Annotated in this window: 21 protein-coding genes and 1 other RNA gene (1 of these 22 cut by a window edge); 17 read left to right on the top strand and 5 right to left on the bottom strand. The window is 49.0% G+C overall.

Translation table 11 applies throughout. From position 1 onward, the window contains the following. Nucleotides 1-80: 80 nt before the first annotated feature. Complete coding sequence (locus B4V02_RS24625; RefSeq protein WP_094156787.1) at nucleotides 81-1,820, bottom strand: ABC transporter ATP-binding protein; 1,740 nt, start codon at nucleotides 1,818-1,820, stop codon at nucleotides 81-83. Then, nucleotides 1,817-3,601, bottom strand: a complete 1,785-nt coding sequence (locus B4V02_RS24620; RefSeq protein WP_094156786.1) for an ABC transporter ATP-binding protein — start codon at nucleotides 3,599-3,601, stop codon at nucleotides 1,817-1,819. The genes B4V02_RS24625 and B4V02_RS24620 overlap by 4 nt, the downstream gene beginning before the upstream one ends. A 149-nt stretch (nucleotides 3,602-3,750) precedes the next feature. Here B4V02_RS24620 and B4V02_RS24615 point away from each other — a divergent pair, with 149 nt between their 5' ends. The 3 genes from B4V02_RS24615 to argS all read left to right on the top strand — a co-directional run bounded on the left by B4V02_RS24615 (nucleotide 3,751) and on the right by argS (nucleotide 6,916). Beyond that, nucleotides 3,751-4,641 (top strand): LysR family transcriptional regulator, encoded by an 891-nt coding sequence (locus tag B4V02_RS24615; protein ID WP_094156785.1) that lies wholly within the window; start codon nucleotides 3,751-3,753, stop codon nucleotides 4,639-4,641. 173 nt (nucleotides 4,642-4,814) lie between these two features. Then, nucleotides 4,815-5,240, top strand: a complete 426-nt coding sequence (locus B4V02_RS24610; protein ID WP_094156784.1) for a YwiB family protein — start codon at nucleotides 4,815-4,817, stop codon at nucleotides 5,238-5,240. Then, nucleotides 5,237-6,916, top strand: a complete 1,680-nt coding sequence (argS, locus tag B4V02_RS24605) for an arginine--tRNA ligase (protein WP_094156783.1) — start codon at nucleotides 5,237-5,239, stop codon at nucleotides 6,914-6,916. Before B4V02_RS24610 ends, argS begins: the two co-directional genes overlap by 4 nt. Nucleotides 6,917-7,000: 84 nt before the next feature. On the opposite strand, the gene B4V02_RS24600 is transcribed toward argS, so the two are convergent. Together B4V02_RS24600 and B4V02_RS24595 are read right to left on the bottom strand one after the other, a co-directional pair. After that, a complete protein-coding gene (locus tag B4V02_RS24600) occupies nucleotides 7,001-7,861 on the bottom strand; it encodes a hypothetical protein (RefSeq protein ID WP_094156782.1) in 861 nt (286 codons plus the stop codon). Between the two features lie 128 nt (nucleotides 7,862-7,989). After that, complete coding sequence (locus B4V02_RS24595; RefSeq protein ID WP_094156781.1) at nucleotides 7,990-8,883, bottom strand: LysR substrate-binding domain-containing protein; 894 nt, start codon at nucleotides 8,881-8,883, stop codon at nucleotides 7,990-7,992. Nucleotides 8,884-9,084: 201 nt separating this feature from the next. On the opposite strand from B4V02_RS24595, the gene B4V02_RS24590 reads away from it, so the two are divergent. Genes B4V02_RS24590 through B4V02_RS24575 form a run of 4 tightly spaced genes read left to right on the top strand, consistent with a single transcriptional unit; the run spans nucleotide 9,085 to nucleotide 14,242 of the window. Then, nucleotides 9,085-10,083: an ABC transporter ATP-binding protein gene (locus B4V02_RS24590; protein ID WP_094156780.1), complete on the top strand. Its 999-nt coding sequence runs from the start codon at nucleotides 9,085-9,087 to the stop codon at nucleotides 10,081-10,083. A 19-nt stretch (nucleotides 10,084-10,102) separates the two neighbouring features. After that, nucleotides 10,103-11,173: an ABC transporter substrate-binding protein gene (locus B4V02_RS24585; protein ID WP_010346576.1), complete on the top strand. Its 1,071-nt coding sequence runs from the start codon at nucleotides 10,103-10,105 to the stop codon at nucleotides 11,171-11,173. Between the two features lie 4 nt (nucleotides 11,174-11,177). Then, nucleotides 11,178-12,848: an ABC transporter permease gene (locus B4V02_RS24580; RefSeq protein WP_094156779.1), complete on the top strand. Its 1,671-nt coding sequence runs from the start codon at nucleotides 11,178-11,180 to the stop codon at nucleotides 12,846-12,848. A 2-nt stretch (nucleotides 12,849-12,850) separates the two neighbouring features. Further along, entirely contained in the window at nucleotides 12,851-14,242 is a 1,392-nt protein-coding gene (locus B4V02_RS24575; protein ID WP_208618694.1) for an MBL fold metallo-hydrolase, read from the top strand. 2 nt (nucleotides 14,243-14,244) lie between these two features. On the opposite strand, the gene B4V02_RS24570 is transcribed toward B4V02_RS24575, so the two are convergent. Beyond that, nucleotides 14,245-15,405 carry a S8 family peptidase gene (locus B4V02_RS24570; protein WP_094156778.1) on the bottom strand — a complete coding sequence of 387 codons (1,161 nt, stop codon included), beginning with the start codon at nucleotides 15,403-15,405 and terminating at the stop codon, nucleotides 14,245-14,247. 405 nt (nucleotides 15,406-15,810) lie between these two features. Between B4V02_RS24570 and rpoE the strand changes: the two genes are divergently transcribed. The 10 genes from rpoE to dnaX all read left to right on the top strand — a co-directional run. Then, entirely contained in the window at nucleotides 15,811-16,359 is a 549-nt protein-coding gene (rpoE, locus tag B4V02_RS24565; protein WP_007428112.1) for a DNA-directed RNA polymerase subunit delta, read from the top strand. Between the two features lie 401 nt (nucleotides 16,360-16,760). Next, nucleotides 16,761-18,362 (top strand): CTP synthase, encoded by a 1,602-nt coding sequence (locus B4V02_RS24560; protein ID WP_007428113.1) that lies wholly within the window; start codon nucleotides 16,761-16,763, stop codon nucleotides 18,360-18,362. 215 nt (nucleotides 18,363-18,577) lie between these two features. Beyond that, the gene (locus B4V02_RS24555) at nucleotides 18,578-18,946 is read left to right on the top strand and encodes a response regulator (RefSeq protein WP_007428114.1); all 369 of its coding nucleotides are present in this window, start codon (nucleotides 18,578-18,580) and stop codon (nucleotides 18,944-18,946) included. A 248-nt stretch (nucleotides 18,947-19,194) separates the two neighbouring features. Then, nucleotides 19,195-20,049: a class II fructose-1,6-bisphosphate aldolase gene (gene fba / locus B4V02_RS24550; RefSeq protein ID WP_094156777.1), complete on the top strand. Its 855-nt coding sequence runs from the start codon at nucleotides 19,195-19,197 to the stop codon at nucleotides 20,047-20,049. Between the two features lie 225 nt (nucleotides 20,050-20,274). After that, complete coding sequence (locus B4V02_RS24545) at nucleotides 20,275-21,528, top strand: UDP-N-acetylglucosamine 1-carboxyvinyltransferase (protein WP_007428116.1); 1,254 nt, start codon at nucleotides 20,275-20,277, stop codon at nucleotides 21,526-21,528. Nucleotides 21,529-21,787: 259 nt separating this feature from the next. Continuing rightward, nucleotides 21,788-23,122, top strand: a complete 1,335-nt coding sequence (gene rho, locus B4V02_RS24540; RefSeq protein ID WP_007428117.1) for a transcription termination factor Rho — start codon at nucleotides 21,788-21,790, stop codon at nucleotides 23,120-23,122. A 96-nt stretch (nucleotides 23,123-23,218) separates the two neighbouring features. Beyond that, nucleotides 23,219-24,490, top strand: a complete 1,272-nt coding sequence (locus tag B4V02_RS24535) for a radical SAM family protein (RefSeq protein ID WP_007428118.1) — start codon at nucleotides 23,219-23,221, stop codon at nucleotides 24,488-24,490. Between the two features lie 155 nt (nucleotides 24,491-24,645). Beyond that, nucleotides 24,646-24,843: a 50S ribosomal protein L31 gene (gene rpmE / locus B4V02_RS24530; RefSeq protein WP_007428119.1), complete on the top strand. Its 198-nt coding sequence runs from the start codon at nucleotides 24,646-24,648 to the stop codon at nucleotides 24,841-24,843. 111 nt (nucleotides 24,844-24,954) lie between these two features. Further along, nucleotides 24,955-25,221: signal recognition particle sRNA large type (gene ffs, locus B4V02_RS24525), an RNA gene on the top strand. A 157-nt stretch (nucleotides 25,222-25,378) separates the two neighbouring features. After that, on the top strand, nucleotides 25,379-26,759 hold the 5' portion of the coding sequence (gene dnaX / locus B4V02_RS24520) for a DNA polymerase III subunit gamma/tau (RefSeq protein ID WP_094156776.1). It continues 374 nt past the right edge of the window; 1,381 of the gene's 1,755 nt are visible here — the first part of the coding sequence; its start codon is at nucleotides 25,379-25,381; its stop codon lies beyond the right edge, outside the window.

The raw sequence follows: 26,759 nt of genomic DNA, 5'->3' as shown, positions 1-26,759 counted from the left end.
GGTGCCATGTTCCTCTCCACGCTACAACCCAAAAAGCCGATTGCATCAGAGCAATCGGCTTTCCTCCTCAACCCGTCCTGCTAGGCTGTAGTAAACTGGCTATTATAGAGCGAGGCATAATGGCCACCGCTTGCAAGCAGCTCCGCATGGGTTCCACTTTCGACGACATCACCGTTTTTCATGTATAAAATCAGATCTGCTTCACGAATGGTCGATAGTCGGTGGGCGATCACAAAGCTGGTTCGTCCGGCGATCATTTTCATAAATGCTTTTTGGATACGCGCCTCTGTCAGGGTGTCTATGCTGCTGGTCGCTTCATCCAGTATAAGCATAGGCGGATCTACCAGGATCACCCGCGCAATGGTGAGCAGCTGCTTTTGCCCTTGGGACAAGTTGTCGCCTGAGCCGCTGATGACGGTGTCATAGCCATGAGGCAGACGTTTAATGAAGCTATGCGCATTGGCAGCTGTTGCAGCCGCGATGACTTCTTCTTCTGTGGCTTCCGGCTTTCCGTAGGCGATATTGTCCCGAATGGTGCCGCTGAACAGCCATGTATCCTGAAGCACCATGCCAAAATTCGTCCGCAGGCTATCCCGGGACATGTCGTTGATATTCACTCCGTCGATGGATATGGAGCCGCTGTCCACATCATAAAACCGCATGAGCAGGTTGACGAGTGTCGTTTTGCCTGCCCCGGTCTGACCAACAATCGCGACCCGGGTACCTGGCTTAACTTCCAGACTAAAGTCCGTAATCAGTGTACGTTCCGGGTTATAGGAGAATTTGACATGATCAAAAAGAATCGTACCTTTGCTGCGCTCCAGTTGCACTGCGTTTGATTTTTCCGGCTGCTCTGGCGGCGAGTCCAGGATGGCAAATATGCGCTGAGCGGAAGCTGTAGCCGATTGGAACTGGGTAAGCACACCCGTAATTTCATTAAAAGGCTTGGCGAACAAATTCGTATAAATCAGAAAGCTCGACAACCCGCCTACCGAGATCACACCCAAAATGATGGATATACAGCCAATCATCGCGGTAACGGAAAAAGTCATGTTGTTTACCAATCGGGTGGAGGGGTTCGATAATGATCCATAGAATTGTGATTTTACCCCGGCTTGATACAATTGCTCGTTTTTGGCGGAAAACTCCTCGAACGTGCGGTTTTCATAATGAAAGGCGGTCACCACCCGCTGTCCGCCGATCATTTCCTCCACGTAACCGTTCAGGCTTCCTAAAATTTTGGCCTGTTCGCGGAACATGCGTTGGGATCTTGTGGTAATAAATCTGGCCACGCCATATGTGACGGGGGCTGATACAAGTACCACCAGCGTCATCATGGGACTGATATACAACATGAGTACAATGGAGCCTATGATGGTAACAATTCCGGTAATCAAGGTAGAGAAACCTTGTAACAATCCATCTGACACAGCATCCATATCGTTCACAAATCGGCTAATGCTGTCTCCTTGAGGGTGATTGTCATGGAAGCTTAGCGGAAGGATGTTAAAATGATCAAATAACTCCCGCCGCATATCATTTACCGTCTGAAAAGCAATCCGGTTCGTCAAATACGTGAGCAGCCAGCTAAACAAACTGCCTGTGGCATATACAATGCCTAATCCGGCTAGAATTTGTGCGACACCTTTAAAATCCACGACTCCCTGACCCACCATATGGTCGATGGCCCGACCAATCATATAGGGACCGATCAGACTGGCAAGCACACTGATAATCGCACAGACGACGACCCCGAATGCTGTATTCTTATATTGATTCACATAGGTTAACAGTCTTTTCCACGTTTCCTTGCCGCTCATTGATCTACCTCCTGCGTTGAGAGCTGAGAACGATTAATTTCCTTATATATATCCGAGCTGCTCATCAACTGATCATGTGTGCCGATGCCGGCAATCCGTCCTTCATCAAATACAATAATTTTATCGGCATGCTGCACGCTGCTTACTCGTTGCGAGACCAGCAGGACCGTCATATGGGTGCTATGGTCCCGTAGCGATTGACGCAGGGCGGCGTCGGTTGCAAAATCAAGTGCGCTTGAGGAATCATCCAGAATGAGGATTTGCGGATTCCCGACAATAGCTCTTGCAATCGTAAGTCGCTGCTTTTGGCCACCCGACAGATTAAGACCACCTCGGGTAATCGGGGCATCGTATTTTTCAGGCAAGCTGGAAACGAACTCTTCCGCTTGAGCGATGGCGGCCGCCCGCGCCACTTCCTCATCGGTGGCGTGTTCATTGCCCCAGCGAATATTATCCGCTATGGTGCCGGTGAACAGCAGCGCCTTCTGCGGGACAATCCCGATCTTTTGCCGCAACTGCTTAAGCTTGTAATCCCGGACATCGATTCCATCGACCCGTATACTGCCTTCCACCACATCATAGAATCGGGGAATGAGGTTCACAAATGTAGATTTTCCCGAGCCTGTTCCTCCAATGATGCCGACCGTTTCACCCGGATAGATATCCACGTCTACATCGCTTAGCGCCATTTGCCCCGTTGTATTGTAGCCAAAGGAAACATGGTCAAAAGAGATAGCTGGTACGGTGTCTTGTGGAGATACGCGACTGTCTGCTTCATCTCTGTGTTGAGCAGACACTGGAGCTGGCTGACCTCCAGATGTGACAGCATCAGAGATAGAAGCCTGCGTATCCAGCACTTCCTGAATCCGTGCTGCTGAGGTGGCGGCCTTGGTGAACAAAATAATTAAATTGGTCACCACAATCAGAGCCAGTAAAATCTGCGTGATATAATTAATAAAGGCTATAATTTCCCCTTGTGAAAGAGATCCGTATTGGATATGGATGCCCCCGATCCACAGGATTGCAATAATGGCTCCGTTAACCACCAGCAAGGTGGTCGGACTCAGCAAAGCGGAAATACGACCGACACGAATGGCCGTCTGGGTCAGATCATCGGAGGCTGTAGTGAACTTTACTCGTTCAGTTCCTCTTTTGGCAAAAGCCCGTATGACCCGTACTCCGGTCAGATTTTCGCTTAGCACCAAAGCGATTTTATCCAGCTTTGTCTGATATAAGCGGTAGAGCGGCGAAGCCTTCGTAATGACCAGATATAAAATCAAACCCAGGATCGGCGTAGCCGCCAACAGCACCAAAGCCAGACGGAAGTCCAGGATCATCGACATAATGATAGCTCCGATACAAATAAAGGGAGCGCGAATAACCAGACGAATCAGCATCGCCACTGCCGTCTGGAGCTGATTAACATCGTTTGTAATTCGGTTAATAAGCGAAGGTGTACCAAACTTATCGAGATCCGCATAAGAAAGCGAAGAAATGTGCTGAAACATCGTATTGCGCAGCGTCGTACCAAAGCCCTGAGAGGCCCGGGCTGCATAAAACTGACACACCATTGAACTGCCGAAGCCCAATATGCTCATAAGCAACATCAAAAGGCCCATCTGCCACACATAATGGGTATCTTCTTTGCCAACGCCATGATTAATCATGAGAGCAACCATGGTAGGCAGCAATAGTTCCAAGATGGCCTCAACGAGCTTGAACAGGGGCCCAAGGATGCTTTCCTTTTTATAAGGCTTCAAAAAAACAGCGAATTTCAGCAAATAAACCATCACCTAACCTAAATAATATATAAAGCCTGTTGACCCAACGCGATAACTGAATTGATTATGGCATATCCCAACCTATATGAATAATATTTAATATATATTAGAGGTATATGTATTACATATATCAGTACCGGAGGTTCAGGATGGAATTGAGACATCTCAAGTATTTTTTGGCGATTGCAGAAGCCGGACAAATTACGGCAGCAGCGAAAAAGCTGAAAATAGCCCAGCCTCCCTTAAGTCAGCAGCTCATGCAGCTGGAGGAGGAGCTTGGTGTGAAACTCGTGCATCGAGGTCCACGAAGCCTTCACCTGACGGAGGCGGGCATCATTTTGCAGAACAGGGCCAAGCAGATTTTGGAACTGACAGAGGCTACGACAAGAGAAATCAATGATGTTGCCATGGGCATGAAGGGCACCCTTACGATTGGAACCGTCTCCTCCTCCGGGGCAGCCCTGATGAAGGACAGGCTTTCCGAATTCCATAAAAACTATGCGGGTGTAAAATTTGAAATTCATGAGGGAAATACGTTCATGATCCTCGACCTTTTGAACAAGGGAATTGTAGAGGTTGGTATTGTCAGAACACCGTTCAATACCACCGATCTGGGCTGCAGATATGCAGCCTCCGAGCCAATGGTCGCAGTAATGACAGAAGAGCACGACTGGAGCCCTGATCAGAAGACCATCACATTGTCAGAGTTGAAGAACAGGCCGTTAATTGTATACCGCCGCTTTGAGCAATTGATCCACGATACCTGCATGAAGCATGGCTTTGAGCCGAACTTCTTTTGCAAAAACGATGATGCTCGCACCACGCTTCACTGGGCTAATGAAGGGCTGGGTATCGGCATGATTTCGCGGTCTGCGTTGTCACTGGGCAGCAACAACCAGTTAATCGTGAAGGAAATTATGTGTGAAGAATTGCATACTCGTGTAGCGGCTGTGTGGCTCAAGGATAAATACATGTCATCCCTGGCTTCGCGATTTATCGAAAGTTTTAGCCGGGCATCCGATGAGGACAACCTGCGGTAGCTGATTTTTTTAAGAAAAACTCCCGCTAAACGCGGTCTGGCTTCCGTGAAAGTACGTCGATAGACGTTTTTCTTATGTATGAAAGCATCTTTTTGTAAAATCTCATTTGAATTGCAAACGGGAACTGGATATAGTAGTACAGTAGGATAGCGATAGAATGGAGTTTTGAACACATGCCACACAATGCGGAGGTCCAAATCCGTCTTCATAGTCATCATGATGGGGAAGATGTGGTTCAGGAGCTTTCCGGAGAAGCCATCGTGCGTGGGAAGCATCTATATATAAGGTACGATGAGCCGGCAGAGAGCCCTCAGGGGGGAACGATACGGAATACGGTCAAAATCGGACCTGATGAACTTAAACTGATCCGTCACGGTGAGGTGCAGTCGGAGCAGTCATTTGCGCTGGGGCGCAGATTGCCGGGATTTTACCGATCACCTTTTTTGAGCCTGAACATGTCTGCGCATACGCAGAAGCTTGATATTCGGATGGATGGATTTACCGGATATGTGAGCTGGACCTATGATTTGTACGTATTTGAGGATTTCTCGGGGCATTTTGCCATCAGTTTGCATATACAGGAGGAGCAACAATCATGACAAGCAATCCACTGGAACTTATTAATCAAAAGGTGACTTCGGCCATCGAGGCCGCGATCCTGGCTGCCGGAATCGTGAGCCGCGAAGAGCTGCCGACCATTACGCTGGAGGTGCCAAAGGACAAATCACATGGTGATTTGGCTACCAACGCGGCGATGCAGCTTACCCGTATTGCGAAAAAAAATCCGCGTCAAATCGCTGAAGAGCTGATCGCAAATATGGATCTGGCTGCCGCTTCTATTGAGAGTGCAGAAATTGCCGGACCTGGCTTTATCAACTTTCGCCTGAACAAGAGCTACCTGTATACAATTATTCAACAAGTACAAGAGCAGGGAGCAGATTACGGACGTGTGCAGGTAGGTGCAGGCAAAAAGGTCCAAATCGAATTTGTCAGCGCGAACCCGACAGGCAGCCTCCACCTGGGCCATGCGCGTGGCGCAGCAGTTGGGGATGCTCTTTGCAACGTGCTTGATTATGCCGGATATCAGGTTACTCGTGAATACTACATTAATGATGCGGGCAACCAGATTTACAACATGAGCCGTTCCATTGAAGCTCGTTATTTGCAGGAACTGGGACAGCCTGCGGAGATGCCGGAGGACGGTTACCATGGTGAGGATATCATCGGGTTTGCCAAAGAGCTGGTGGCCGAGAAGGGTGATGCTCTGCTGTCCATGGAACCCGGGGACCGCGCCGCTTATTTCCGTGAATATGGTCTGGAAAAGGAACTGAACAAGATCAAGCGTGACCTTGAACGATTCCGTGTACCGTTTGACTCCTGGTTCAGCGAAACATCGCTGTACGACAACGGCGAAGTGCTCAAGTCGCTGAACGAGCTCCGTGATCGCGATGAAATCTACGAGAAAGACGGGGCTACGTGGCTGAATACGACCAAATACGGCGACGATAAAGATCGCGTTTTGATCAAAAATGACGGTACCTACACATACCTGACTCCGGATATCGCTTACCACAGCGACAAATATGCTCGTGGTTATGACACGATCATCAACATCTGGGGCGCGGATCACCATGGCTACATTCCACGGATGAAGGCAGCTATGGAAGCGCTGGGGAATGACCCGGATAAGCTTAAAGTGCTGATTGCCCAAATGGTCAGCCTGTTCCAAAACGGGGAAAAGGTGAAAATGTCCAAACGTACCGGCAAGGCCGTGACGATGGAAGATCTGATGGAAGAAGTAGGCGTGGATGCGATTCGTTACTTCTTCACGATGCGCAGCATGGATTCGCATCTGGATTTTGATATGGATTTGGCGATTTCTACCTCCAATGAAAATCCGGTATTCTACGTGCAATATGCTCACGCACGTGCGTGCAGCGTATATCGTCAGGCCGAGGAGCAGGGCATTGCTGTACTGCCACTGGCAGAGGTAGACCTGTCCAAGCTGACGGCTGAGCATGAATATGACCTGTTGCGCAAAATCGGCGAGCTGCCGGAAGAAGTGGCTGTAGCAGCTGCGAACTTTGCGCCGCACCGTATGATTCGCTATGTCTACGAGCTGGCTTCACTATTCCACAGCTACTATAAGGCAGAGCGCGTTATCACCGAGGATGCTGCTCAGACGCAAGCTCGCTTGGCGCTGTTTGGCGCGGTGCGTACTACCATTGCCAACGTACTGAAGCTGGTGGGTGTGTCTGCGCCGGAACGTATGTAAATGCCGTAACGATAAAAGGAACCGTCCGTATCATCCTGAACAGGGTGGCACGTGCGGTTCCTTTTTATATGGAAGCAGCTTGGCTTAGTACCGTTCCAGCACCAGATTCGTTTTCAGGGAATCGGCAGGAACCAGCCATCCCTTGGATTGCAGCAAGTTGATCAGCTTGGCGCGGTTGCTGGCCGCAGTGCTGTAGTCCGAGGTTTTAAAAGAAATTTCGATGATGGTATCCGTGCCGGACCCGTTCGCACTACGGATAGGCCAGACTTCAACGTCGGTATCCAGTCCTTGGAAGCTGCCTTCATATTTGCTGACCTGTACCGGACCGCGTACTCTGGAGTCTGCCAGAGCTTTCTTGCCCCAGTTGCTGGATTTCCAGTTTTGCAGCTTGCCTGGAAGATTGTCCAATAGTTGCTTTAACGCCTGATCCGGGGAAGGAAGAGTTAATCCTTTGGAAGCGTTCGTTTTTTTATCATTGGAAAAGCTCAGTGTCTGTTTGCTATAACCCCAATCCACCTCAGCATCATAGTTATCGTCGGATGCGCTAAAACCTTCTTTATTGGCTTGAGTGAGAGCCGAGTCGATATCTCCGTTCGTGACCGTGTACCGCTTCTTGTAGGTTAATTCATAATTCTTTTTATCCTCTTTTTTGCGAAATCTGACGTTCCAGCCCTCACCGTTCAATTGAAGCTGATCGGTATCGAAATACTCTACGCTCAATCTTTGCACCTCATCGTTAATTTGGAACTCATTTACTATGCTGCTTTTCAAGGAACCATCTGCGTTGAGAACCTGAGCTGTATCCAGCAGCAGCTTTACCTCATAGCTTGGAGTGGCATTAGCTGCGGCCTGTACAGGCTCGGCCCCCTTCCATCCCGTTATGAGCAGTGCTGCGCTCAAGGTTAAGACCGACAATACTTTTGTAAAACGAAGACCCGTTTTCATTCCATCCTCTCCTCTTCGTCCGAATAGTAGGTACACGCTACACTTTACGGGCTCATTGTCAGTCGTATGTCAAGGCAAGGGGGGGATCCGGTAAAAAAATAACATAATTTCTATATGACGGGTAAGATTTAATCTTGGTTCGATGACAAATATTCAGCGAAGCGGCGAATCAGTGCCGAACGGTGGCGATCTTGGTTGCTGACCATATAGATGTACCTTTCAACACGGTGACCCGGAATGGGCCGGATCACCAGCAGCCCGCGTTCAACCTCCGACTGTACGGCAATGCGGGAGACGAAGGAGACGTGTTCTCCCAGCATGACCGCCTGTTTGATCGCTTCAAGCGAATCCAGCTCCAAATAGGAGGGAAGACGACGTCCGCCATGCTCCAGCCATTTGTCGGTCATGTGCCGTGTGCTGGAATCTTTGCCGTGCAGCACGAAGGAGGAAGAAGCGATACGCTCGGGCGTAAGCCCGACTTCGCTTGCGAGCGGGTGGCCGGGTGCGCAGATGAGTACCAATTCATCCTCGCTCAAGGACTCCGGCACCAGTGTTGGCGTTTGAAATGGCTCTGCCGAGATGACACCCAGGTCAATTTCGTGGCGAGCGAGCATGTCCTTGATCACCGGAGCCGTTTTCACTGACAAGGAGATGTTGATCCCCGGATGCTCACGGGCAAAACGGTGCAACACAGCAGGAAGCACATAGGTAGCGGGGACGTAGCTTGCTCCAATTCGAATGCTTCCCCGCTGGAGCGTGTCGAATTCGCAGACGACCCGCTTTGCCTCGGCAGCGAGTGCGTTGATCTTGGCGGCATAGTGGAGCAGCGCATGACCGGCATCCGTCAGGATGATCTTGCCCATCCTTGTGTCAAACAGCTTTACACCGAATTCGCGCTCCAGATTTTTCATATGAAAGGTAACGGTTGGTTGTTTCAGACCGAGAAGCTCGGCCACGGTAGTAATTTTATGGTGCTTGTCCAGCAACTCTACAATGTGTAGCTTTAGAAGACTCAAATTCACTTGGGATGCCCCACTTTCTGATTGGTTGGAAACTTATGCTTGCCTTTGGTGCCATGGTATCAATCCCCTCTATATAGATTAAATCTATGAGTATTAACACTATTCATTGAAATAATTAATTTTGTTTTAACTTTCCAATAACACAGGCGGCGAATTCAAGCTTTACACTGGGGTCAGTCAGAAGAACAGGCGGGTAATGCGATGAATCAGGATCTATATATTCAAGGGTTGAGTAAAACCTTCGGTCATATGACCGCATTGTACGAGACCAATCTGCTTGTGCGGCGGGGGAAATTCACAACACTGCTCGGTCCGTCCGGCTGCGGGAAAACAACGCTTCTGCGCATGATCGCCGGGCTGGAGACACCAGATAGCGGCACGGTCACGTTGGGAGAGGAAATTCTGTTTTCGGCTGAACGTAAAAGGGATGTGCCTGCACATCTTCGTCATTTCGGCATGGTATTTCAGGACTTTGCGCTGTGGCCGCATATGACGGTGTTTGAAAATGTGGCCTTCGGCCTGCGTGCAGGCAAACAGGCAAAACGGTCCAGTCGCGGGCGCGGCAACGAGCTGCGAACAGCTGTCTTGGAGGCGCTCGACAAGGTCAGACTGTCGGGGATGGAGGATCGGTATCCTCATCAGCTGTCTGGTGGTCAGCAGCAGCGGGTCGCTTTTGCCCGCGCCGTTGCCAATCGGCCCCGGCTCGTACTGTTTGATGAGCCGCTCAGTGCATTGGATGCGGTGTTGCGGGAAGAAATGCGCATTGAAATGCTGTCGCTGGTGCGCGATCTGGGTCTGACCGCCTTGTACGTCACCCATGATCAAGTCGAGGCTATGTCGATGTCTGATGAGGTGGTCGTCATGAAAAACGGGCATATATTACAGACGGGAACGCCGGAGGACATCTATGGTCGTCCAGCTCATCCAGAGGTGGCGAGGTTTATCGGCAAATCGAACTGGCTGGAGCCGGAACGGATGCTCTTCCGCCCTGAGCATGTCCGCTGGGAACAGGATCAAGCAGAGCAGCATGCTTTTATAGTAGAGGTTCAGCATGTCAGCTATGTGGGGGAGCGATACGAGATTCGTATGCTGGCTGAGAATGGGGAGCTATGGAGCGCTTATCATTCTACCCGCTTGTCCATAGGGGAACGAAAGCAAATTTGGGTATCACCGCAGTACGTCCACCAACTCGAACCATAGGAAAAGGGGTATACACAAGATGATGAACAGACATGTTTTTCGTACAGGTTGGAAAAAAGGCGCAATGCTTGCCTTAACATTAACCTTCGGAATGGCTGTGGCAGGCTGTGGAGCGGCGACACCCTCCAAGGATGGAGCGCAAGCGACAGGGACAGCCGGACAAGCCGGGGCGGCATCCAGTGATCAGAAGCTAGTCGTCTACAGCGCAGGCCCGGATGGACTGGCGAAAAAGCTGGTAGCAGGATATGAGGCGAAAAGCGGAGTTAAGGTTGAGCTATTCCAGGGAACGACCGGTAAAATTCTGGCTAGGATGGAAGCCGAGAAGACGAATCCGGTAGCAGATGTGGTGGTGCTGGCATCTCTTCCGTCTGTGCAAGGCTTGAAAAAAGATGGACTCACGCTGCCCTACCCTGAGGCCCAAAATGCGGATAAACTGAATCCCGACTGGTCTGACAAGGAAGGCAATTATTTCAGTACCAGTGCCTCGGCGTTAGGTATCGCGTACAACACGAACCTGGTGAAGACGCCGCCGACATCATGGGCTGATCTGGCCAAGCCAGAGTATAAGGACCAAGTTAACATTCCAGATCCGTCGCTCTCCGGCTCGGCGCTGGATTTTATGACAGGCTATCTGAGCGCCAAGGGCGATGGGGGCTGGACGTTGTTTGAGCAGTACAAAACTAACGGTGTTGCCATGGCAGGCGCGAATCAGGAAGCGCTGGACCCGGTCATTACCGGAGCCAAAAGCATGGTTGCAGCTGCGGTCGATTACATGACCTACAAAGCCAAAGCCAAGGGCGAGCCGATTGACATTGTTTATCCAAAGGAAGGAACAGTGATCAGTCCCCGTCCGGCAGCCATTCTCAAATCAACGCAGCATGAGCAGAATGCCAAGGCATTCATTGACTATCTGCTGTCAGACGAAGCACAGAAGCTGGTAGCGGATGCTTCTCTGCTTCCGGGCCGCACGGATGTCAAAGCCGACAAGCGTGCCAATCTGGATGAGATCCCCTTGCTGGACACCAATTGGGAATGGATGGGCGACAACGGGGCTGACGTGACGGAGAAGTTCACGCAAATATTCAAGTAAGCGGATGGGAGTTTTATCCGTCAAACAGATCCGGGCATGGTGTCTGACGCTCGCCCTGATCGTGCTTGCTCTCCTGATCGTAATGCCGTTGCTGCAAATTTTTATCCAAAGTGTGTATGTGGATGGGACATTTCAATGGATGGCACCTTTTCGGACGTTGGCTGAATCCCGATTTGCGAGTGTTCTATTCAGCTCCATTTGGCTGGGCATCTGTGTTATTGCCGGAACGACTGTGCTTGCACTTCCGTTGGCGTGGGTTATGTCCAACACTCGTCTTGCAAGATGGCGCTGGTTGGACGTAGTGCTGCTGATACCGTTTATGACCCCGCCCTATATCGGGTCCATGGGCTGGATTTTGTTTATGCAAAAAAACGGGTATCTGGTGCAGCTGCTTCCAGAGCTTCACGTCTTCATGTCGTCCTTTTTCAGCTTTGGCGGCATGGTGATGATCATGAGTCTGCATCTATTTCCGTTCCTGTACCTGCTGCTGCGCGGTGCGCTGGTGAGAATCGGCGGCAGCCTGGAAGAAGCGGGTGCTGTGATGGGCGGCAGTTTTGGGTACAGGTTCCGCCGGATCATTTTACCCCTGCTGCTATCGTCTTACGGAATGGGTGCCTTGCTTATTTTCGTCAAAACAATTGCGGAGTTTGGTACCCCCGCCACCTTTGGACGGCGTATCGGATATGAGGTCATGACATCGGAAATTCACAAATATATTTCCAGCTGGCCGATTGACTTCGGCAAGGCGACGTCACTGGCTTCGGTGCTTTTAACGGCCTGTCTGCTGGTCTGGTATATGCAATCGGTAATCAACCGCAAATACACGTATAGACTGGTTGGGGGCAAGGGTTCTCGTCCTTCCCGTCTTCGTGTGTCGAGCCTGGCGACAGGGCTAAGTATTGCTTTTATTCTATTATTGCTTGTTGCGTCTATTGGCATCCCTTATTTCTCGATTATCGCTGCTTCTACCATGAAGCTACGGGGAATCGGACTGGCTTGGGGCAACTTTACGCTCGATTATTACAGGGAGTTGCTGTCATGGGGCTCGGAAAGTATGGAGGCATTGCTGAACAGCGTATTTCTGTCTTTGGGCGCGTCGACGATTGCCGTCCTGCTGGGCACATGGTTTGCGCTTGTCGTGGGTCAATCGCGTACTGTGCTCCAGCGGACGGTGGATGCCTTCAGTCTGCTGCCGAACACAGTTCCAGGGATTGTGATGGTCGTCGGTCTTATTTTATGGTGGAACTCGCCATGGATGCCCATTCCGTTATACAACACTTACGGCATGGTTATTCTGACGTATGTGATCTTGTTTGTGCCTTATACCGTCCAATATGTCAAAAGCGCCTTTACACAGGTAGACACAGCTCTCTTTCAGGCAGGTCAGGTGTTTGGCGGACGTCCATTTTATGTATTCCGCCGGATTGTGTTGCCGCTGATTTTACCGGGGATGCTGGCGGGGTGGATGATGACCTTCACCATCGCCTCGCGCGAACTGGTGGGTTCATTACTGATTCTGCCGCCATCCGTTCAGACGTCTGCGACCTACATTTTTGCCCAATTTGAACAGGGACAGGTGTCGCTCGGCATGGCGATGGCAGTCATATCCGTCGGATTGACTACCCTGCTGCTGATGGTGATGGAGATTCTAAACTCGCAGAGAAAGTGGAAATAATAATGACCAAGCTTCGAATTTGGGGCGGAGCTGGTGAACATGGCCGCTCCTGCTATGTTTTTGAAGGAGAACAGCACCGCATTATGCTGGATTGCGGTGTGAAAAAGGAAGGGATCGGACAATACCCGTTATTCCCGCCTCAGGAAGCGCAGAGGCTATCCGCAGTATTGCTGTCCCATGCGCATGAAGATCATTCGATGGCGCTGCCCTTACTCTATAAGTATGGATATCGTGGAGAGGTCTGGACGACCAGAGCTACCGCAGAGCAGCTGGGTTCCTATTTTTGCTCCTGGCATTCTTATGTAGCATCGAGAGGCGGACAGCTTCCTTACGATGAACGGGATATAAAAGCTATTACATACCGCTTTCTGGAGGACGATGTGCCGTCAGGTGTATGGCGGGAGGCTTGTCCGGGTATGCAAATCATGTGGGGGCGCAGTGGGCATTTGGCTGGTGCAGTGTGGTTTGGGGTAGAATTGGAAGGAAAGCGATTGTTCTTTTCGGGAGATTACAGCCGAGAATCTGAGTTGCTCGCTGCGGATACGCCAAGTATGGGCACAGGGAACGGTGCACCTGGCAACCCTGTCATGATGCCGGATATCAATCTGGCGGATGTCGCCATAATGGATAATGCCTATGGGATGGATAAGGACCCGCAGCCTGTGAAGCTGGAGCGGCTGCGGGCCGAGCTGGAGCAGATATTAGCATCTGAGGGTCATGTGCTGCTGCCTGTGCCAGCCTTTGGCCGGGGGCAGGAGCTGACTGTTTGGGCCAGAGAGCAGTTCCCCGGACAGACCCTGATTGTAGAGCCGGATATATGGCAGGGCTTACGGCGTTTAAGCGGCTGGAAAGAATGGCTGCGTCCGGAAGCTCCTGCTCGAATAGAACAGGTGCTGAATAATGACAGGGTCTTTGTGCCCCGTAATAATGAAGAACGAATGAGACTGCTGGAACAGAACACTGCGGCTATTATCGTAACTGGAGACGGCATGATGAACTCACCACGCGCACGCTGGTACTATCAGTACCTGTCTGATCATCCGAGTAAGGGTGGTGATACGAACAGTAGAAAAATCAACAATAATGGAGTTATATTGACTGGACATGCTTCAAGGGGATCTTTTGGCAAATATCTGCTGGATTGCACGAATCAGAAGACGGATCAAAAGGATCGCTGCGTCGTTCGGCATTTGATTTACAAGGTGCATCAGGGAGTGGTGGATGTGAGGCATATGTTGAAACGATTGCCCAGCAAGCAGGTTGTGCTCGTTCATGCGCCGAAGTCGCAGACCGATCTTGTATGTGATGAGCTAATCAGAGAAGGCTGGACCCGACATGAAGGGCCTGTAAAAGCTATTTACTCTCTGGAGCCGGGCGCAATGTTAAAGGTTTAGCTTTACTTCGTGCCCTCCTGCATTAATCGGAAGGCGTCCACCTCTCCAAGCTTGGTGGAGATAGAGCTACGGCCGTTGCTTTTGCGAAGCCGCAGCGGTGTGGCGGTTCGTTTGAGCAGTGCTTTGATTTCTGCAGGTCCCAGTTCGGGTCTCAGGGAAAGAAGAAGTGCAATGCTCCCGGTTACATGGGAAGTAGCCATAGAGGTACCGCTCATTTCGTGATACCTGCCGTGTATCCAGGAGGAGATGATTTTTTCGCCAGGGGCGTACACGTCTACAAACTGTCCCCGATTGCTGAAGGGTGCGATGCGTCTGTATTTGTCGGTAGCTCCGACCGAGATGGTCTGGGAATAGCGGGCAGGATAGTCAATACTGCGGCGCTTGCCCTCATTGCCCGAGGAAGCTACGATCACGATCCCGTTATGATAGGCTTTATTCACCATATCAAGCAGTGCCTTGCTGCGTGACTTCATGCCAAAGCTCATATTGATGATATCGACACGATTTAACACACACCAGTCGATACCGAGAATAATATCAGAGACGTAGGCGGCTCCATTATAGTCGAACGCTTTTACTGGATGAATCAAAGCCCTTGGTGCTACGCCGACCATACCTCCATCATAGTTGGATGCAGCGATAGTACCGGCAATATGAGTACCGTGACCGTTATCGTCATAGGGTAACATCGTCCGGTTAAGCAAATTAATGCCTCTGCCAAGAGAATGACGAAGATCAGGATGTTGAAAATCTGCTCCTGTATCGATCACCCCGATTCTGATCCGATTGCCTGTGGAGGAAGGCCAAGCCTTGTATGCACGGACCTGTTTGACCCCCCAAGGCATGGGGAGGTTTCTCTCTGCTTTCGGTATATGGGCTGTTTCTGCGTGAATCTTCATGCGCGTATCTTCTTCAACGGTAACGCCGTTGTGATATTTGCCCAGCCTGTCCCCCGCTGGAAACGGGGCGATTAGAGCGCGGATCAGTCGGGCCGATTGTACTTGCCTTAATCCCGCAAGCTCAGGTTTCAGCTTCCTGAGATAGGAGAGGCATTCCCGGTATTGATGAGGCTTATCGAACGTAATGATCTGTTTGTGCCGTCCACTGCCGGACGGCTCCGAAATACCCTCATGCAAACGCTGCAAAAAACCCGGATAGTCCATTTGAGACGGTCCCCCTCCGATGAGCCATGCTGAGGTATTGTATGAGCAAGCGTTAGCGACTGCATGGGAAACCTGCCCCTTTTTTATGGAAATAGGCCTGCTTGTCGTGTCAAAGTGATAGAGGACACATACGATACATGGAGGGCATAAGCTCTTGTGCAACAACTTTGGGGGCATCTCCCGAAGCGGGTACAGTCGAAGACGGGGGAGACCCCGTCTTTTTACATGTACCGTCTTATGTATTGGGGTTTTTTTTGGAAATTGTGTCGATACCCATGTTTAACTTGCAATTTGCTTCCAAATAGGTTTTACTTAGTTTTGATAATGGATATGTTAGTATTGCATGTATCGTATATGCACTGAAACATGTTCTTGTGAATTACGTGTGAGAGGAAGTGTCCCTAGGTGAGTACCCCACTCAACTTAAAGATTGACCAGGAGAAAGTCCACGAGACCCCGATGGTGGATTTGGCATTTATGGTTTTGAAAGCGGCCAATACTCCATATTATTACCGTGACCTGATGAATGAAGTCGCCAAATTGCGTGGCTTGTCCGACGAGGAAATCAATGACGTTATCGCTCAGCTATATACTGAAATCAACATTGACGGGCGTTTTGCCTGTGTCGGTACGAATCTGTGGGGCTTGAAACGTTGGTATCCGGTGGATAAATCCGAAGATGCTCTGACAGGCGCCAAGCGCCCTCGTATTATTAACGACGAAGACGATGATGACGAAGACGACTATCATGAGGAAGAAGAAACCTACAACTCTGATGACGACTTCGATGCAGATAGTGAAGACGAGGACGGCGAAGATGAGCTGTTCGACGGTGAAGATGACGATAGTGATGAAGACGTAGTCATAGATGACGAAGACCTCGGTGATGAGGATGACACAGAAGATGAAAATGATGAGGATTCGTTGGATGACGATGACGACTCGCTTCGTTAGGAACGAATTGTAAGGGGAGACGTGTTCTCCCTTTTTTCGTGACCGTTTTCTTGAAACCCATCCTGATTTGAAGCTTTCAGGTGGATTCATTCCAATCTTGCGCAAAGGGTAAATTAACACAGATAACTTCCTTGACAGGGGATTGGACACGGGGTAAACTATTGCTTGGGCTTATGATTGATTCACTTATATGTTTGCTTTTTTGTATAAAAGTGCCCCGTACTACGGGAGTGCTTTTTTGTTTTTTATAGGGGTGTTTTCACTCATGAAAGAGGGCTAAGGGCGGCGGTGTGGAAAATAAATCCGCTGCCTTCTTCATGGATGATAATCCGTGTAAACGGGTTACGATAACATCATAATGTCGCCTGAATTTTGCATTTTATCTAGGAGGGTTTTGAACAGTGACAAAGTATATTTTTGTGACAGGCGGGGTTGTGTCTTCCTTGGGCAAAGGGATTACGGCAGCTTCACTGGGAAGGCTTTTGAAGAACAGGGGGCTAAAGGTAACGATCCAAAAATTCGATCCTTACCTGAATGTCGATCCGGGTACCATGAGCCCTTACCAGCACGGTGAAGTGTTTGTAACGGATGATGGTGCGGAAACGGATCTTGACTTGGGACACTATGAACGCTTTATTGATATTAATCTGTCCAAGAACAGCAATGTCACAACAGGCAAGGTATATTCCAGCGTAATCAGCAAAGAGCGTCGTGGAGAATATTTGGGCGGTACAGTACAGGTTATCCCTCACATTACGAACGAAATCAAGGAGCGCGTGTACCGTGCAGGCCGCGAAGCGGGTTCGGACGTCATTATTACAGAAATTGGCGGTACTGTGGGCGATATCGAGAGTCTGCCATTTTTGGAAGCCATTCGTCAGCTTAAAAGCGAAGTTGGACGCGAAAATGTAATGTACATTCACGTAACGCTCATTCCTTATATCAAAGCTGCTGGTGAGGTGAAAACCAAACCAACCCAGCACAGCGTAAAAGAACTGCGCAGCATTGGCATTCAGCCAAATGTCATTGTTTGCCGTACAGAGCATGAGCTGTCCTCTGATATGAAGGCCAAAATTGCGCTGTTCTGCGATATCGATGCGAACGCTGTGGTAGAATGCCGCGATGCTTCGACTCTCTACGAGGTTCCGTTGAACCTGCGTGAAGAAGGCTTGGACGAAATCGTCGTGAACCACCTGAAGCTGACAACCCCTGCACCGGATATGACCGAGTGGGAAGGGCTGGTTGATCGAATCAGCAAGCTGGATAAAACGGTTGAGATTGCCATTGTTGGTAAATATGTCGCATTGCATGATGCGTATTTAAGTGTGGTTGAGTCACTCTCCCATGCCGGATTTGATGCCAATGCGGACGTGAAAATCCGCTGGGTAAACGCTGAAGAAGTGACAGACGAGAACGTAGCGGACATGCTGGGCGGCATTGGCGGCATTCTCGTACCGGGTGGCTTCGGCGATCGCGGGATTGAAGGTAAAATCAGCACGATCCGTTATGCCCGTGAGAACAAAATTCCGTTTTTCGGCATTTGTTTGGGTATGCAGGTATCTGTCATTGAGGTTGCCCGTTCCCTGGCTGGTCTTGAAGGAGCCAACAGCTCGGAAATCAACCCGGCTACAGATTACCCTGTTATCGACCTGCTTCCTGATCAAAAGGACATCGAAGATTTGGGCGGTACGATGCGTCTTGGCTTGTACCCGTGCAAACTGGTGGAAGGCTCCCTTGCTGCGGCTTGCTACAACGACGAACTGGTATACGAAAGACACCGCCACCGGTACGAATTCAATAATGAATACCGTGAAGTTATTGAGAAAGCAGGTCTTCGTATTTCTGGTACTTCACCGGACGGACGTTTGGTGGAAATTGTTGAGCTTCCAGAGCATCCGTGGTTCCTGGCCGTACAATTCCATCCGGAATTTACTTCCCGTCCGAACCGTCCACAGCCTTTGTTCCGTGAATTTGTAAAAGCAGCATTGCAGCTTCAAGGTTAATGCAATAATGGTTTAAAAGGCCTCCTCTGGAGGTCTTTTTTCACATCATGATTCCTGTTTATGAAAGAAAATTCCACAATTATGTATAAGAGAAGGATTTTCTTTTTGCAGGATCGAATATAGTTTTAGGTATGGGACGGATATTGTACGTCATCGGACGCTGTTATGGCAATAGCTGCATGATCCACGTTTTAAGATCTTAGGAGGTTAAAACATTGGAAAAGAAAAAAGTATTAATCGTCGATGACCAGAATGGAATACGAATTTTGCTGATGGAAGTGTTCGGAAGTGAGGGTTATGAGACCTTTCAAGCAGCGAACGGAAAAATTGCACTTGAAATTGTTGAAAAGGAACCGCCTGATCTGGTTCTGCTGGATATGAAAATTCCGGGTATGGACGGACTCGAAATCTTGAAGCATTTAAAGGCCATGAATCCCGATATCAAGGTTATTATGATGACAGCGTATGGTGAACTGGACATGATTAAAGAGGCGACGGAGCTAGGTGCACTTATGCATTTTACCAAGCCTTTTGATATTGACGAAATGAGAATTGCTGTGAACAAACAACTCAGGAGTGACTAGATCAGTCACTTTGGTTGAGAACTCTGTTAGCCAAACAGGGTTTTTTGTTTGTGTTTATGGGAAATACTGAAAGTAAATCCTCTCCTTATACAATTCTATGATAAAACGGCGTCCTGAGCGTGATTTTTGTATGTGTTGATATGCAAAAGCTTGTTTAGTATTTAACATGGGTTGTGGTATAATAAGCCCGTATGTGATGTCGGCTAAAAAGATAGACAAACCCAAACACCTTTAGGAGGACTGTAACCATGCCATTGGTATCTATGAAAGACATGTTGAACAAAGCACTCGAAGGAAAATATGCAGTAGGTCAATACAACATTAACAACCTGGAGTGGACTCAAGCTATTCTGGGCGCTGCTGAAGAAGAAAAATCCCCTGTAATCCTGGGCGTTTCTGAAGGTGCGGCTCGTCACATGGGCGGTTTCTACACTGTTGTTAAAATGGTAGAAGGACTTATTCATGACATGAAAATTACGGTTCCAGTTGCAATCCACTTGGACCATGGTTCCAGCTTTGAAAAATGTAAAGAAGCTATCGATGCTGGCTTCACATCTGTTATGATTGACGATTCCCATAGCCCAATTGATAAAAATATCGAAACAACGAAGAAAGTTGTTGAATATGCACATTCCAAAGGCGTTTCCGTTGAAGCTGAAGTTGGAATGGTTGGCGGTCAAGAAGATGATGTTGTAGGTGACGTAATGTACGCTAAGCTGGACGATTGTGTACGTATCGTTAACGAAACTGGCATCGATACACTGGCTCCTGCACTGGGTTCCGTTCATGGACCATACAAAGGCGAGCCAAACCTGGGCTTTAAAGAAATGGAAGAAATCCGCAATGCTGTGAAACTGCCGCTCGTTCTTCATGGCGGAACAGGTATCCCTACACATGACATCCAAAAATCCATTTCCCTGGGTACTTCCAAAATCAACGTAAACACTGAAAACCAAATCGCATTTGCGAAAGTGGTTCGTGAAGTGCTTGCTGCGAAACCAGATGCTTACGATCCACGTACATTCATCCAACCAGGCCGTGAAGCAATCAAACAAACGGTTATCGGTAAAATTCGTGAGTTCGGTTCCAACAACAAAGCGTAATAACGAGTGAACTGGTCGTGCTTTTGCACGAACTAGATCCATTTTTGGGTTGTAGATGTAGTTCTGCTGCACAAAATATTTAATTTTATATAGCTGAATAGTTTGATATGGAAAGCACACCGCTTAGCCGGTGTCTTTCCATTTTCAACACTAAAAAGTTGAAGTTTCGTTGTTTTAGTTCTTGGTTTGACCGACTGCAAAACACGTAGGGGGACCCTCAAGCTTATGGAAAAATTGATGATCACCGGTGGACGACCGCTTCAAGGTACAGTTTCCATCAGCGGTGCCAAAAACAGTGCCATCGCCTTGATTCCCGCCGCCATTCTGGCAGAGTCGGAAGTCATTTTGGACAATTTGCCGCTGCTTAGCGATGTGGCGGTGTATTCCGAAATATTAGAGGAACTTGGTGCAACAGTTGCCTGGGAAGGCAGCCAGATGAAAATTGATCCGTCCTCTATTAAATCCATTCCCATGCCGAATGGACCGGTTAAGAAATTACGAGCTTCCTACTATATGATGGGAGCCATGCTGGGCAGATTCAAGGAAGCGATTATCGGTTTGCCAGGAGGGTGTAATTTTGAACCCCGGCCCATTGATCAGCATATCAAAGGTTTTGAAGCGCTGGGTGCTACGGTGACGAATGAGCACGGTGCTATTCATTTGCATGCCAAAGAGCTGCGCGGCAACAAAATTTACTTGGATGTCAGCAGCGTAGGGGCTACGATTAACATCATGCTGGCGGCCGCACGTGCCAAAGGCGCCACAATTATCGAAAATGCGGCTAAAGAGCCTGAGATTATAGATGTAGCAACTCTGTTAAACTCCATGGGGGCCATTATTAAGGGCGCCGGCACGGAAACGATCCGTATTGAAGGCGTGTCCGAGCTACATGGCTGCCGTCACTCTATCATACCTGACCGCATACAAGCGGGCACATATATGATTGCTGCTGCGGCTACCCGTGGCAATGTATTAATCGACAACGTAATTCCCAAGCATATGGAGGCCCTTACTGCAAAAATGCAAGAGATGGGTATCGGTATCGAGGAATATGATGAAAGTATTCGTGTACTCGGTGCGCCTCGTTATGAACATGTCGACGTTAAAGCCTTAGTTTACCCCGGATTCGCCACGGATTTGCAATCTCCTATGACCAGCTTGCTTACCCAGGCGCAGGGTGTTAGTGTATTGAGCGATTTTGTGTACAGCAATCGTTTCAAGCACGTTCCTGAACTGGTGCGAATGGGGGCTAAGATCCGCGTAGAGGGTCGGTCTGCCATTATTGAAGGCGGCCATTTGAATGCGGCGAAAGTCAAAGCGGCTGATCTGCGAGCCGGAGCAGCACTTGTCATCGCCGGACTTACGGTGAGTGAAGGTGTAACCGAGGTGACAGGTGTTGAATATATTGACCGTGGTTATGATCACCTTGTCTCCAATCTGCGTCATTTGGGCGCGGACGTATGGCGGCAGACAGAATAATTTGAACATACACTATTTTGAACTCCGAAATGGATGAACAATAGAATGGGTAAGCTCTGTGCAGCCGCTGCTTGATACAAGATTGTGGTTCATACGTAACAATCTTTTATCGGAAAACCGGAATAATTCGGTATAATTCAGGCAGACGGCTGCATAACTTTATTTGTTTTGGTTAAAATTATATTAGTGGTGTTTATGATATCATTGTCTATCATTTAGATGTATGAATGGACTTAATAATTGAATAGGTGGTTATTATATGGATCTGCAAATTTCCGATCTGGAAGAAATGAAGCTGACCGACCTGTACAAGCTGGCCAAGCAATACCAGATCCCGTACTACGGAACGCTCAAGAAGAAAGAATTAATTTTTGCCATCCTGCGTGCGCAAGCTGAGAAGAGCGGATTGATGTTTATGCAGGGGGTTCTGGAAATACTTCCTGAAGGTTATGGCTTTTTGAGGCCAATCAATTATCTCCCGAGTACCGAAGATATTTACATCTCTGCTTCACAAATCCGCAAGTTTGACTTAAGAACAGGCGATCTTGTATCCGGTAAATGCCGAACGCCAAAAGAAAATGAACGATATTTTGGATTGCTTCAAGTTAACGCAGTCAATGGAAGAAGTCCTGAGCAAGCTGCTGAGAGGCTACATTTTCCTGCACTGACTCCACTTTATCCGCAAACCAAATTAGTCCTTGAAACTTCCCCCAACCATTTGTCTACGAGAATTATGGATGTACTGGCCCCTGTCGGACTTGGACAGCGCGGACTTATTGTAGCACCTCCCAAAGCTGGGAAGACGCTTCTCCTCAAAGAAATTGCCAATAGCATTTCTACCAACAATCCCGAGATTGAGCTTTTTGTCTTGTTGATTGATGAACGCCCCGAAGAAGTGACCGATATGCAGCGTTCTGTTAAAGGTGAAGTAGTGGCTTCTACATTTGATGAGCTTCCTGAAAATCACATCAAAGTGGCAGAACTGGTATTGGAGCGTGCGCTGCGTCTCGTGGAGCATAAAAAGGATGTTGTTATCCTGCTGGACAGCATTACACGTCTGGCTCGTGCGTACAATCTCGTTATTCCTCCATCCGGTCGTACTTTGAGTGGGGGTATTGATCCGGCGGCATTTCATCGTCCGAAGCGCTTTTTTGGCGCGGCACGGAACGTGGAGGAAGGCGGCAGTCTGACGATCCTTGCTACAGCGTTGATTGATACGGGATCACGCATGGATGATATTATCTATGAAGAGTTTAAGGGTACTGGCAACATGGAGCTTCATTTGGACCGCAAACTGGCAGAACGTCGCATCTTCCCTGCCATTGATATCCGCCGTTCCGGCACACGTCGCGAGGAAGTGCTGTTGAACAAGGAAGAACTGGATACCATTTGGGCTATTCGTAAAAATATGACGGAAAGCCATGATTTTGTGGAAGGCTTCCTCAAAAAGCTGCGCAACAGCAAAAATAACGCCGAATTTTTGGCTTCGTTTGATTTGACGACACCTTCTGGTGGATCGCCAAGCAGTTCGGGCGGTCAGCAACGGAGAACCACGCGTTCAACCGCAGCGTCAGTCCCGGCCTCGACCAACTAAACCCAATTCATGTATTTTATCTGTTCCGCAAGATCGTGGCCGTTACGGTTCATTCTGTTAATGGTGTGTTATTGACGGAGCGAAAGGAGTTCCATAATGTATTTGGTGTATGCCGACGAAAAAGGCAATGTATATGATCATGCTTCTTTGTATGGGCTTGCCCGCAGTGCAGACATGATTGTCGAAATCATGGAGGATGAGCTTATTCCGCTACCGGAAGGAGCTACGCTGGTAGGTTTGCCCAACACCCGCCCGGTCGGTATGAACCCTGATACTGGGGAAATGGTTTCTCTTCCTGGAGACATGCAGGCGGTAGGGGCATTGTTGCCGCAAGGTTTTACACGTTTGTGTCTGCCGGGGTATGTGAAAACCGATAAAGAATATAAGCTCCCCTTGTTCGGTTATTCTGCCGTAGTCTGGAAAGATGGAGCATTTTATGTAACCGCAGAGCAGAGTGACAGTCCGTCCAAATGGAATCCTGAAAACTGTGACCGTCATCAGGTCAAGCTGGGGGTTCAGCGGATGACGGAGCAATATCCGGAAAACCGACTCTACCAACATTTGTCCAACTGTGCGTTAGGCTATGAATGCCTTACTTCCTCGAACACATTCCTGAATCGCTGGGAAGGAGGGGTCCCAGTATCTTATTCTTGTAATGCCGGTTGCTTTGGCTGTATATCTGAACAGCCGGATGACAGTGGCTTTGTGTCTCCGCAAACAAGAATGAATTTCCGCCCCCGTGTCGAAGAAATTGTAGAGGTCATGCTGGAACACTTGAAAACACCGGAGTCCATTATCAGCTTCGGGCAAGGTTGCGAAGGTGAGCCTTCCACTCAAGCCAAACTGATTATTGATGCAATCAAAGAAGTGCGTTCCGTTACCGATATGGGATATATCAATATCAATACGAATGCGGGCTTGAACGATCATATCCGGGGCATCGTAGATGCAGGTCTTGATCTGATGCGGGTCAGCACCATTAGTGCGCTGGACGATCATTACAATGCTTATTACAAGCCTAGGGGCTATACGTTAGCCAATGTAGAAAAATCACTCCGATATGCCTCTGAGCAGGGTGTATATACGTCGATTAACTATCTGATATTCCCTGGTGTAACTGACCGGGAGGAAGAAATTGAGGCGATGATCGAGTTCGCCAAACGTACTAAGCTCAAGCTGATTCAGATGCGTAATCTGAATATTGATCCTGAGAGCTATTTGGAGTTGATTCCACCTGCTCAAGGAGACATACTTGGCATGAAGCAAATGCTTGAGATTTACCGGGAAGAGCTGCCTGATGTCGTTATCGGGTCTTATACTCATGTACCGCCACCGGGACAGGCACGTCCCAAATTTGCCAGAGCCTAAAACGCTCAATAGCAACCCGAAATACACCTGTTTCACGTCAGTTTGAGTGCGCAAAACAGGTATTGAAACACTTATATTCAAGTGCTATAATTTGAACATGTGTTCATACAACTCTGGACTGATAGGACGTTCAGGGCGGAAAGAGGTGAAAGTTAATGCAACAGGCTATTCAACCGAAGTTTAACGTAACTAATGTTACTTGCGCTTGCGGGAATACGTTTGAGACTGGTTCAGTAAAAGAATCTCTGCGTGTAGAGATTTGTTCCGCTTGCCACCCGTTCTTCACAGGTAAGCAGAAGTTTATTGATGCTGGTGGACGCGTGGATCGTTTCAAAAAGAAATACGGTATGTAATAAGTTGCCGCAAGTTATAAAGTTATTAGAGCCTTCTGCAATTGCAGGAGGCTCTTTTTGTCGGTATTTGCTATTTGCTTTTTGTACAGCCATGAGATATACTTATTTTCACCGTGCTAGATGGGGAGGTAGCGGTGCCCTGTAACTCGCAATCCGCTATAGCGAGGTTGAATTCCTGTTAGAGGTGTTGTTGATGTGAGGCTGGTCCCTGCGCACAATGTTGACGGTTGGGTCCTCCGCAATGAGTACTTGTGAACCTGGTCAGGTCCGGAAGGAAGCAGCCATAAGCAAGCCCACTCTTGTGCCGGAGGGTTGCCTAGCCCGAGTTGTTGTTCAGGGTTGCCGCTCGGATCACAACGATCAATAACAGGTGCACGGTTTATATCAGGAATCAGAACATCTTGGCAGTCCATGCGAAGGTGTTTTTTTGTGTTTATAAATTGGAAGGTGTTCGGTTTAGATTCGGACGGGAGTATAGTATAATGAAGTGACTGTGAATGGTCATGAAAGTGAATGGGAAAGAGGGTAACGCGCATTGGAACATATAGCGTTGTACCGTGCTTGGCGGCCTCAGGCCTTCAAAGACATGGTAGGACAACAGCATATTATCCAGACATTGCAGAACGCCATTCGTGAAAATCGCACGTCCCATGCTTACCTGTTCAGTGGTCCGCGAGGAACGGGGAAGACAAGTGCAGCCAAAATTTTGGCAAAGGCAATCAACTGTGAGCATGGACCTGCACCGGAACCTTGCAACGAATGCGAGGCCTGCAAACGGATCACGGCCGGGGCAGTTATGGATGTACAGGAAATTGATGCAGCCTCCAATCGGGGCGTTGAAGAGATTCGTGATTTGCGCGATAAAGTCAAATATGCGCCGACAGAAGTGCGGCACAAGGTTTATATCATTGATGAGGTGCACATGTTGACGACGGAAGCGTTCAATGCGCTGCTGAAGACGCTGGAAGAGCCGCCGCCACACGTCATGTTCATATTGGCCACGACAGAGCCACATCGGATCCCGGCGACGATTATTTCACGCTGTCAGCGTTTTGACTTCCGGCGAGTATCGCTGGAAGAGCAGACAGAACGGCTTGATCTGATATGTCGACAGGAGAACATACAAGCTGATGCAGATGCACTGCAGTACATTGCGCGTCTTTCAGATGGCGGGATGCGGGATGCGGTTAGCGTTTTGGATCAGATATCCTCGTTTACAGACGGCCCGGTTACCTATCAGCAGGTGCTGGATATGACGGGAGGCATTGCGTCCGAACAATTCGGCAAGCTTGCGTTGGCGCTGCTGAAAGAAGACGTGGGCACGGTGCTTCAAATGATCGAGAACTTTATGCAGGAAGGTAAAAGCGCGGATAAGTGCATGGAGAATCTCCTGTACTATTTCCGGGATTTGCTTATGATCAAGATGGTGCCACAGGCCACTAAAATGACGGAGCGAGTTCTGGATTCGGAGCAGTTCAGGGAAGTAGCAGATGCCTTTACCAAGGAGCAACTCTTTGCGATGATCGACACCCTTAATCGTTATCAGAGCGAGATGAAATATGCTGTTCAGCCGCAAACTCTGTTTGAGGTAGCTCTGTTGAAGCTGTGCAGCATTCCCGGGGAAACGGTAGCTGTTGCTCAGCCGACTGCACAGCGATCTGGCGCTGTTGCCGCTGATCAGGGAGATGTAGCGGCGTTGAAGCGTCAGCTTGCTGAGCTGGAGAAGAAGCTGGAACGCGCGTTGCAAGGTGGATTGGCCGTCGGGGCGGGCCAGGAGGCCTCATCGGGTGGGCGTCAGGCTTCCGGTGGTCGTGCCCCTGCTCCGCGAATTTCTGCTCCAGCCAAGCTCCCCCCTCAGCTGGATCGTTATATCGCCGAGAAGTCGAGCGAAGCATTTGCAGCAACGGGGCGTAAGT

It is taken from the genome of Paenibacillus kribbensis (genome assembly GCF_002240415.1).
In the GTDB taxonomy this organism is placed as follows: Bacteria; Bacillota; Bacilli; order Paenibacillales; family Paenibacillaceae; genus Paenibacillus; species Paenibacillus kribbensis.
This window is presented reverse-complemented; position numbering and strand designations above follow the sequence as displayed.

Coding starts and splice junctions, on each gene's coding strand:
- B4V02_RS24590 (WP_094156780.1), top strand. CDS start 9,085: ATGAATCAGGATCTATATATTCAAGGGTTGAGTAAAACCTTCGGTCAT.
- rpmE (WP_007428119.1), top strand. CDS start 24,646: ATGCAACAGGCTATTCAACCGAAGTTTAACGTAACTAATGTTACTTGC.
- B4V02_RS24625 (WP_094156787.1), bottom strand. CDS start 1,820: ATGAGCGGCAAGGAAACGTGGAAAAGACTGTTAACCTATGTGAATCAA.
- B4V02_RS24580 (WP_094156779.1), top strand. CDS start 11,178: ATGGGAGTTTTATCCGTCAAACAGATCCGGGCATGGTGTCTGACGCTC.
- B4V02_RS24615 (WP_094156785.1), top strand. CDS start 3,751: ATGGAATTGAGACATCTCAAGTATTTTTTGGCGATTGCAGAAGCCGGA.
- fba (WP_094156777.1), top strand. CDS start 19,195: ATGCCATTGGTATCTATGAAAGACATGTTGAACAAAGCACTCGAAGGA.
- B4V02_RS24575 (WP_208618694.1), top strand. CDS start 12,851: ATGACCAAGCTTCGAATTTGGGGCGGAGCTGGTGAACATGGCCGCTCC.
- B4V02_RS24600 (WP_094156782.1), bottom strand. CDS start 7,861: ATGAAAACGGGTCTTCGTTTTACAAAAGTATTGTCGGTCTTAACCTTG.
- B4V02_RS24535 (WP_007428118.1), top strand. CDS start 23,219: ATGTATTTGGTGTATGCCGACGAAAAAGGCAATGTATATGATCATGCT.
- B4V02_RS24585 (WP_010346576.1), top strand. CDS start 10,103: ATGATGAACAGACATGTTTTTCGTACAGGTTGGAAAAAAGGCGCAATG.
- rho (WP_007428117.1), top strand. CDS start 21,788: ATGGATCTGCAAATTTCCGATCTGGAAGAAATGAAGCTGACCGACCTG.
- B4V02_RS24545 (WP_007428116.1), top strand. CDS start 20,275: ATGGAAAAATTGATGATCACCGGTGGACGACCGCTTCAAGGTACAGTT.
- argS (WP_094156783.1), top strand. CDS start 5,237: ATGACAAGCAATCCACTGGAACTTATTAATCAAAAGGTGACTTCGGCC.
- B4V02_RS24570 (WP_094156778.1), bottom strand. CDS start 15,405: ATGGACTATCCGGGTTTTTTGCAGCGTTTGCATGAGGGTATTTCGGAG.
- B4V02_RS24610 (WP_094156784.1), top strand. CDS start 4,815: ATGCCACACAATGCGGAGGTCCAAATCCGTCTTCATAGTCATCATGAT.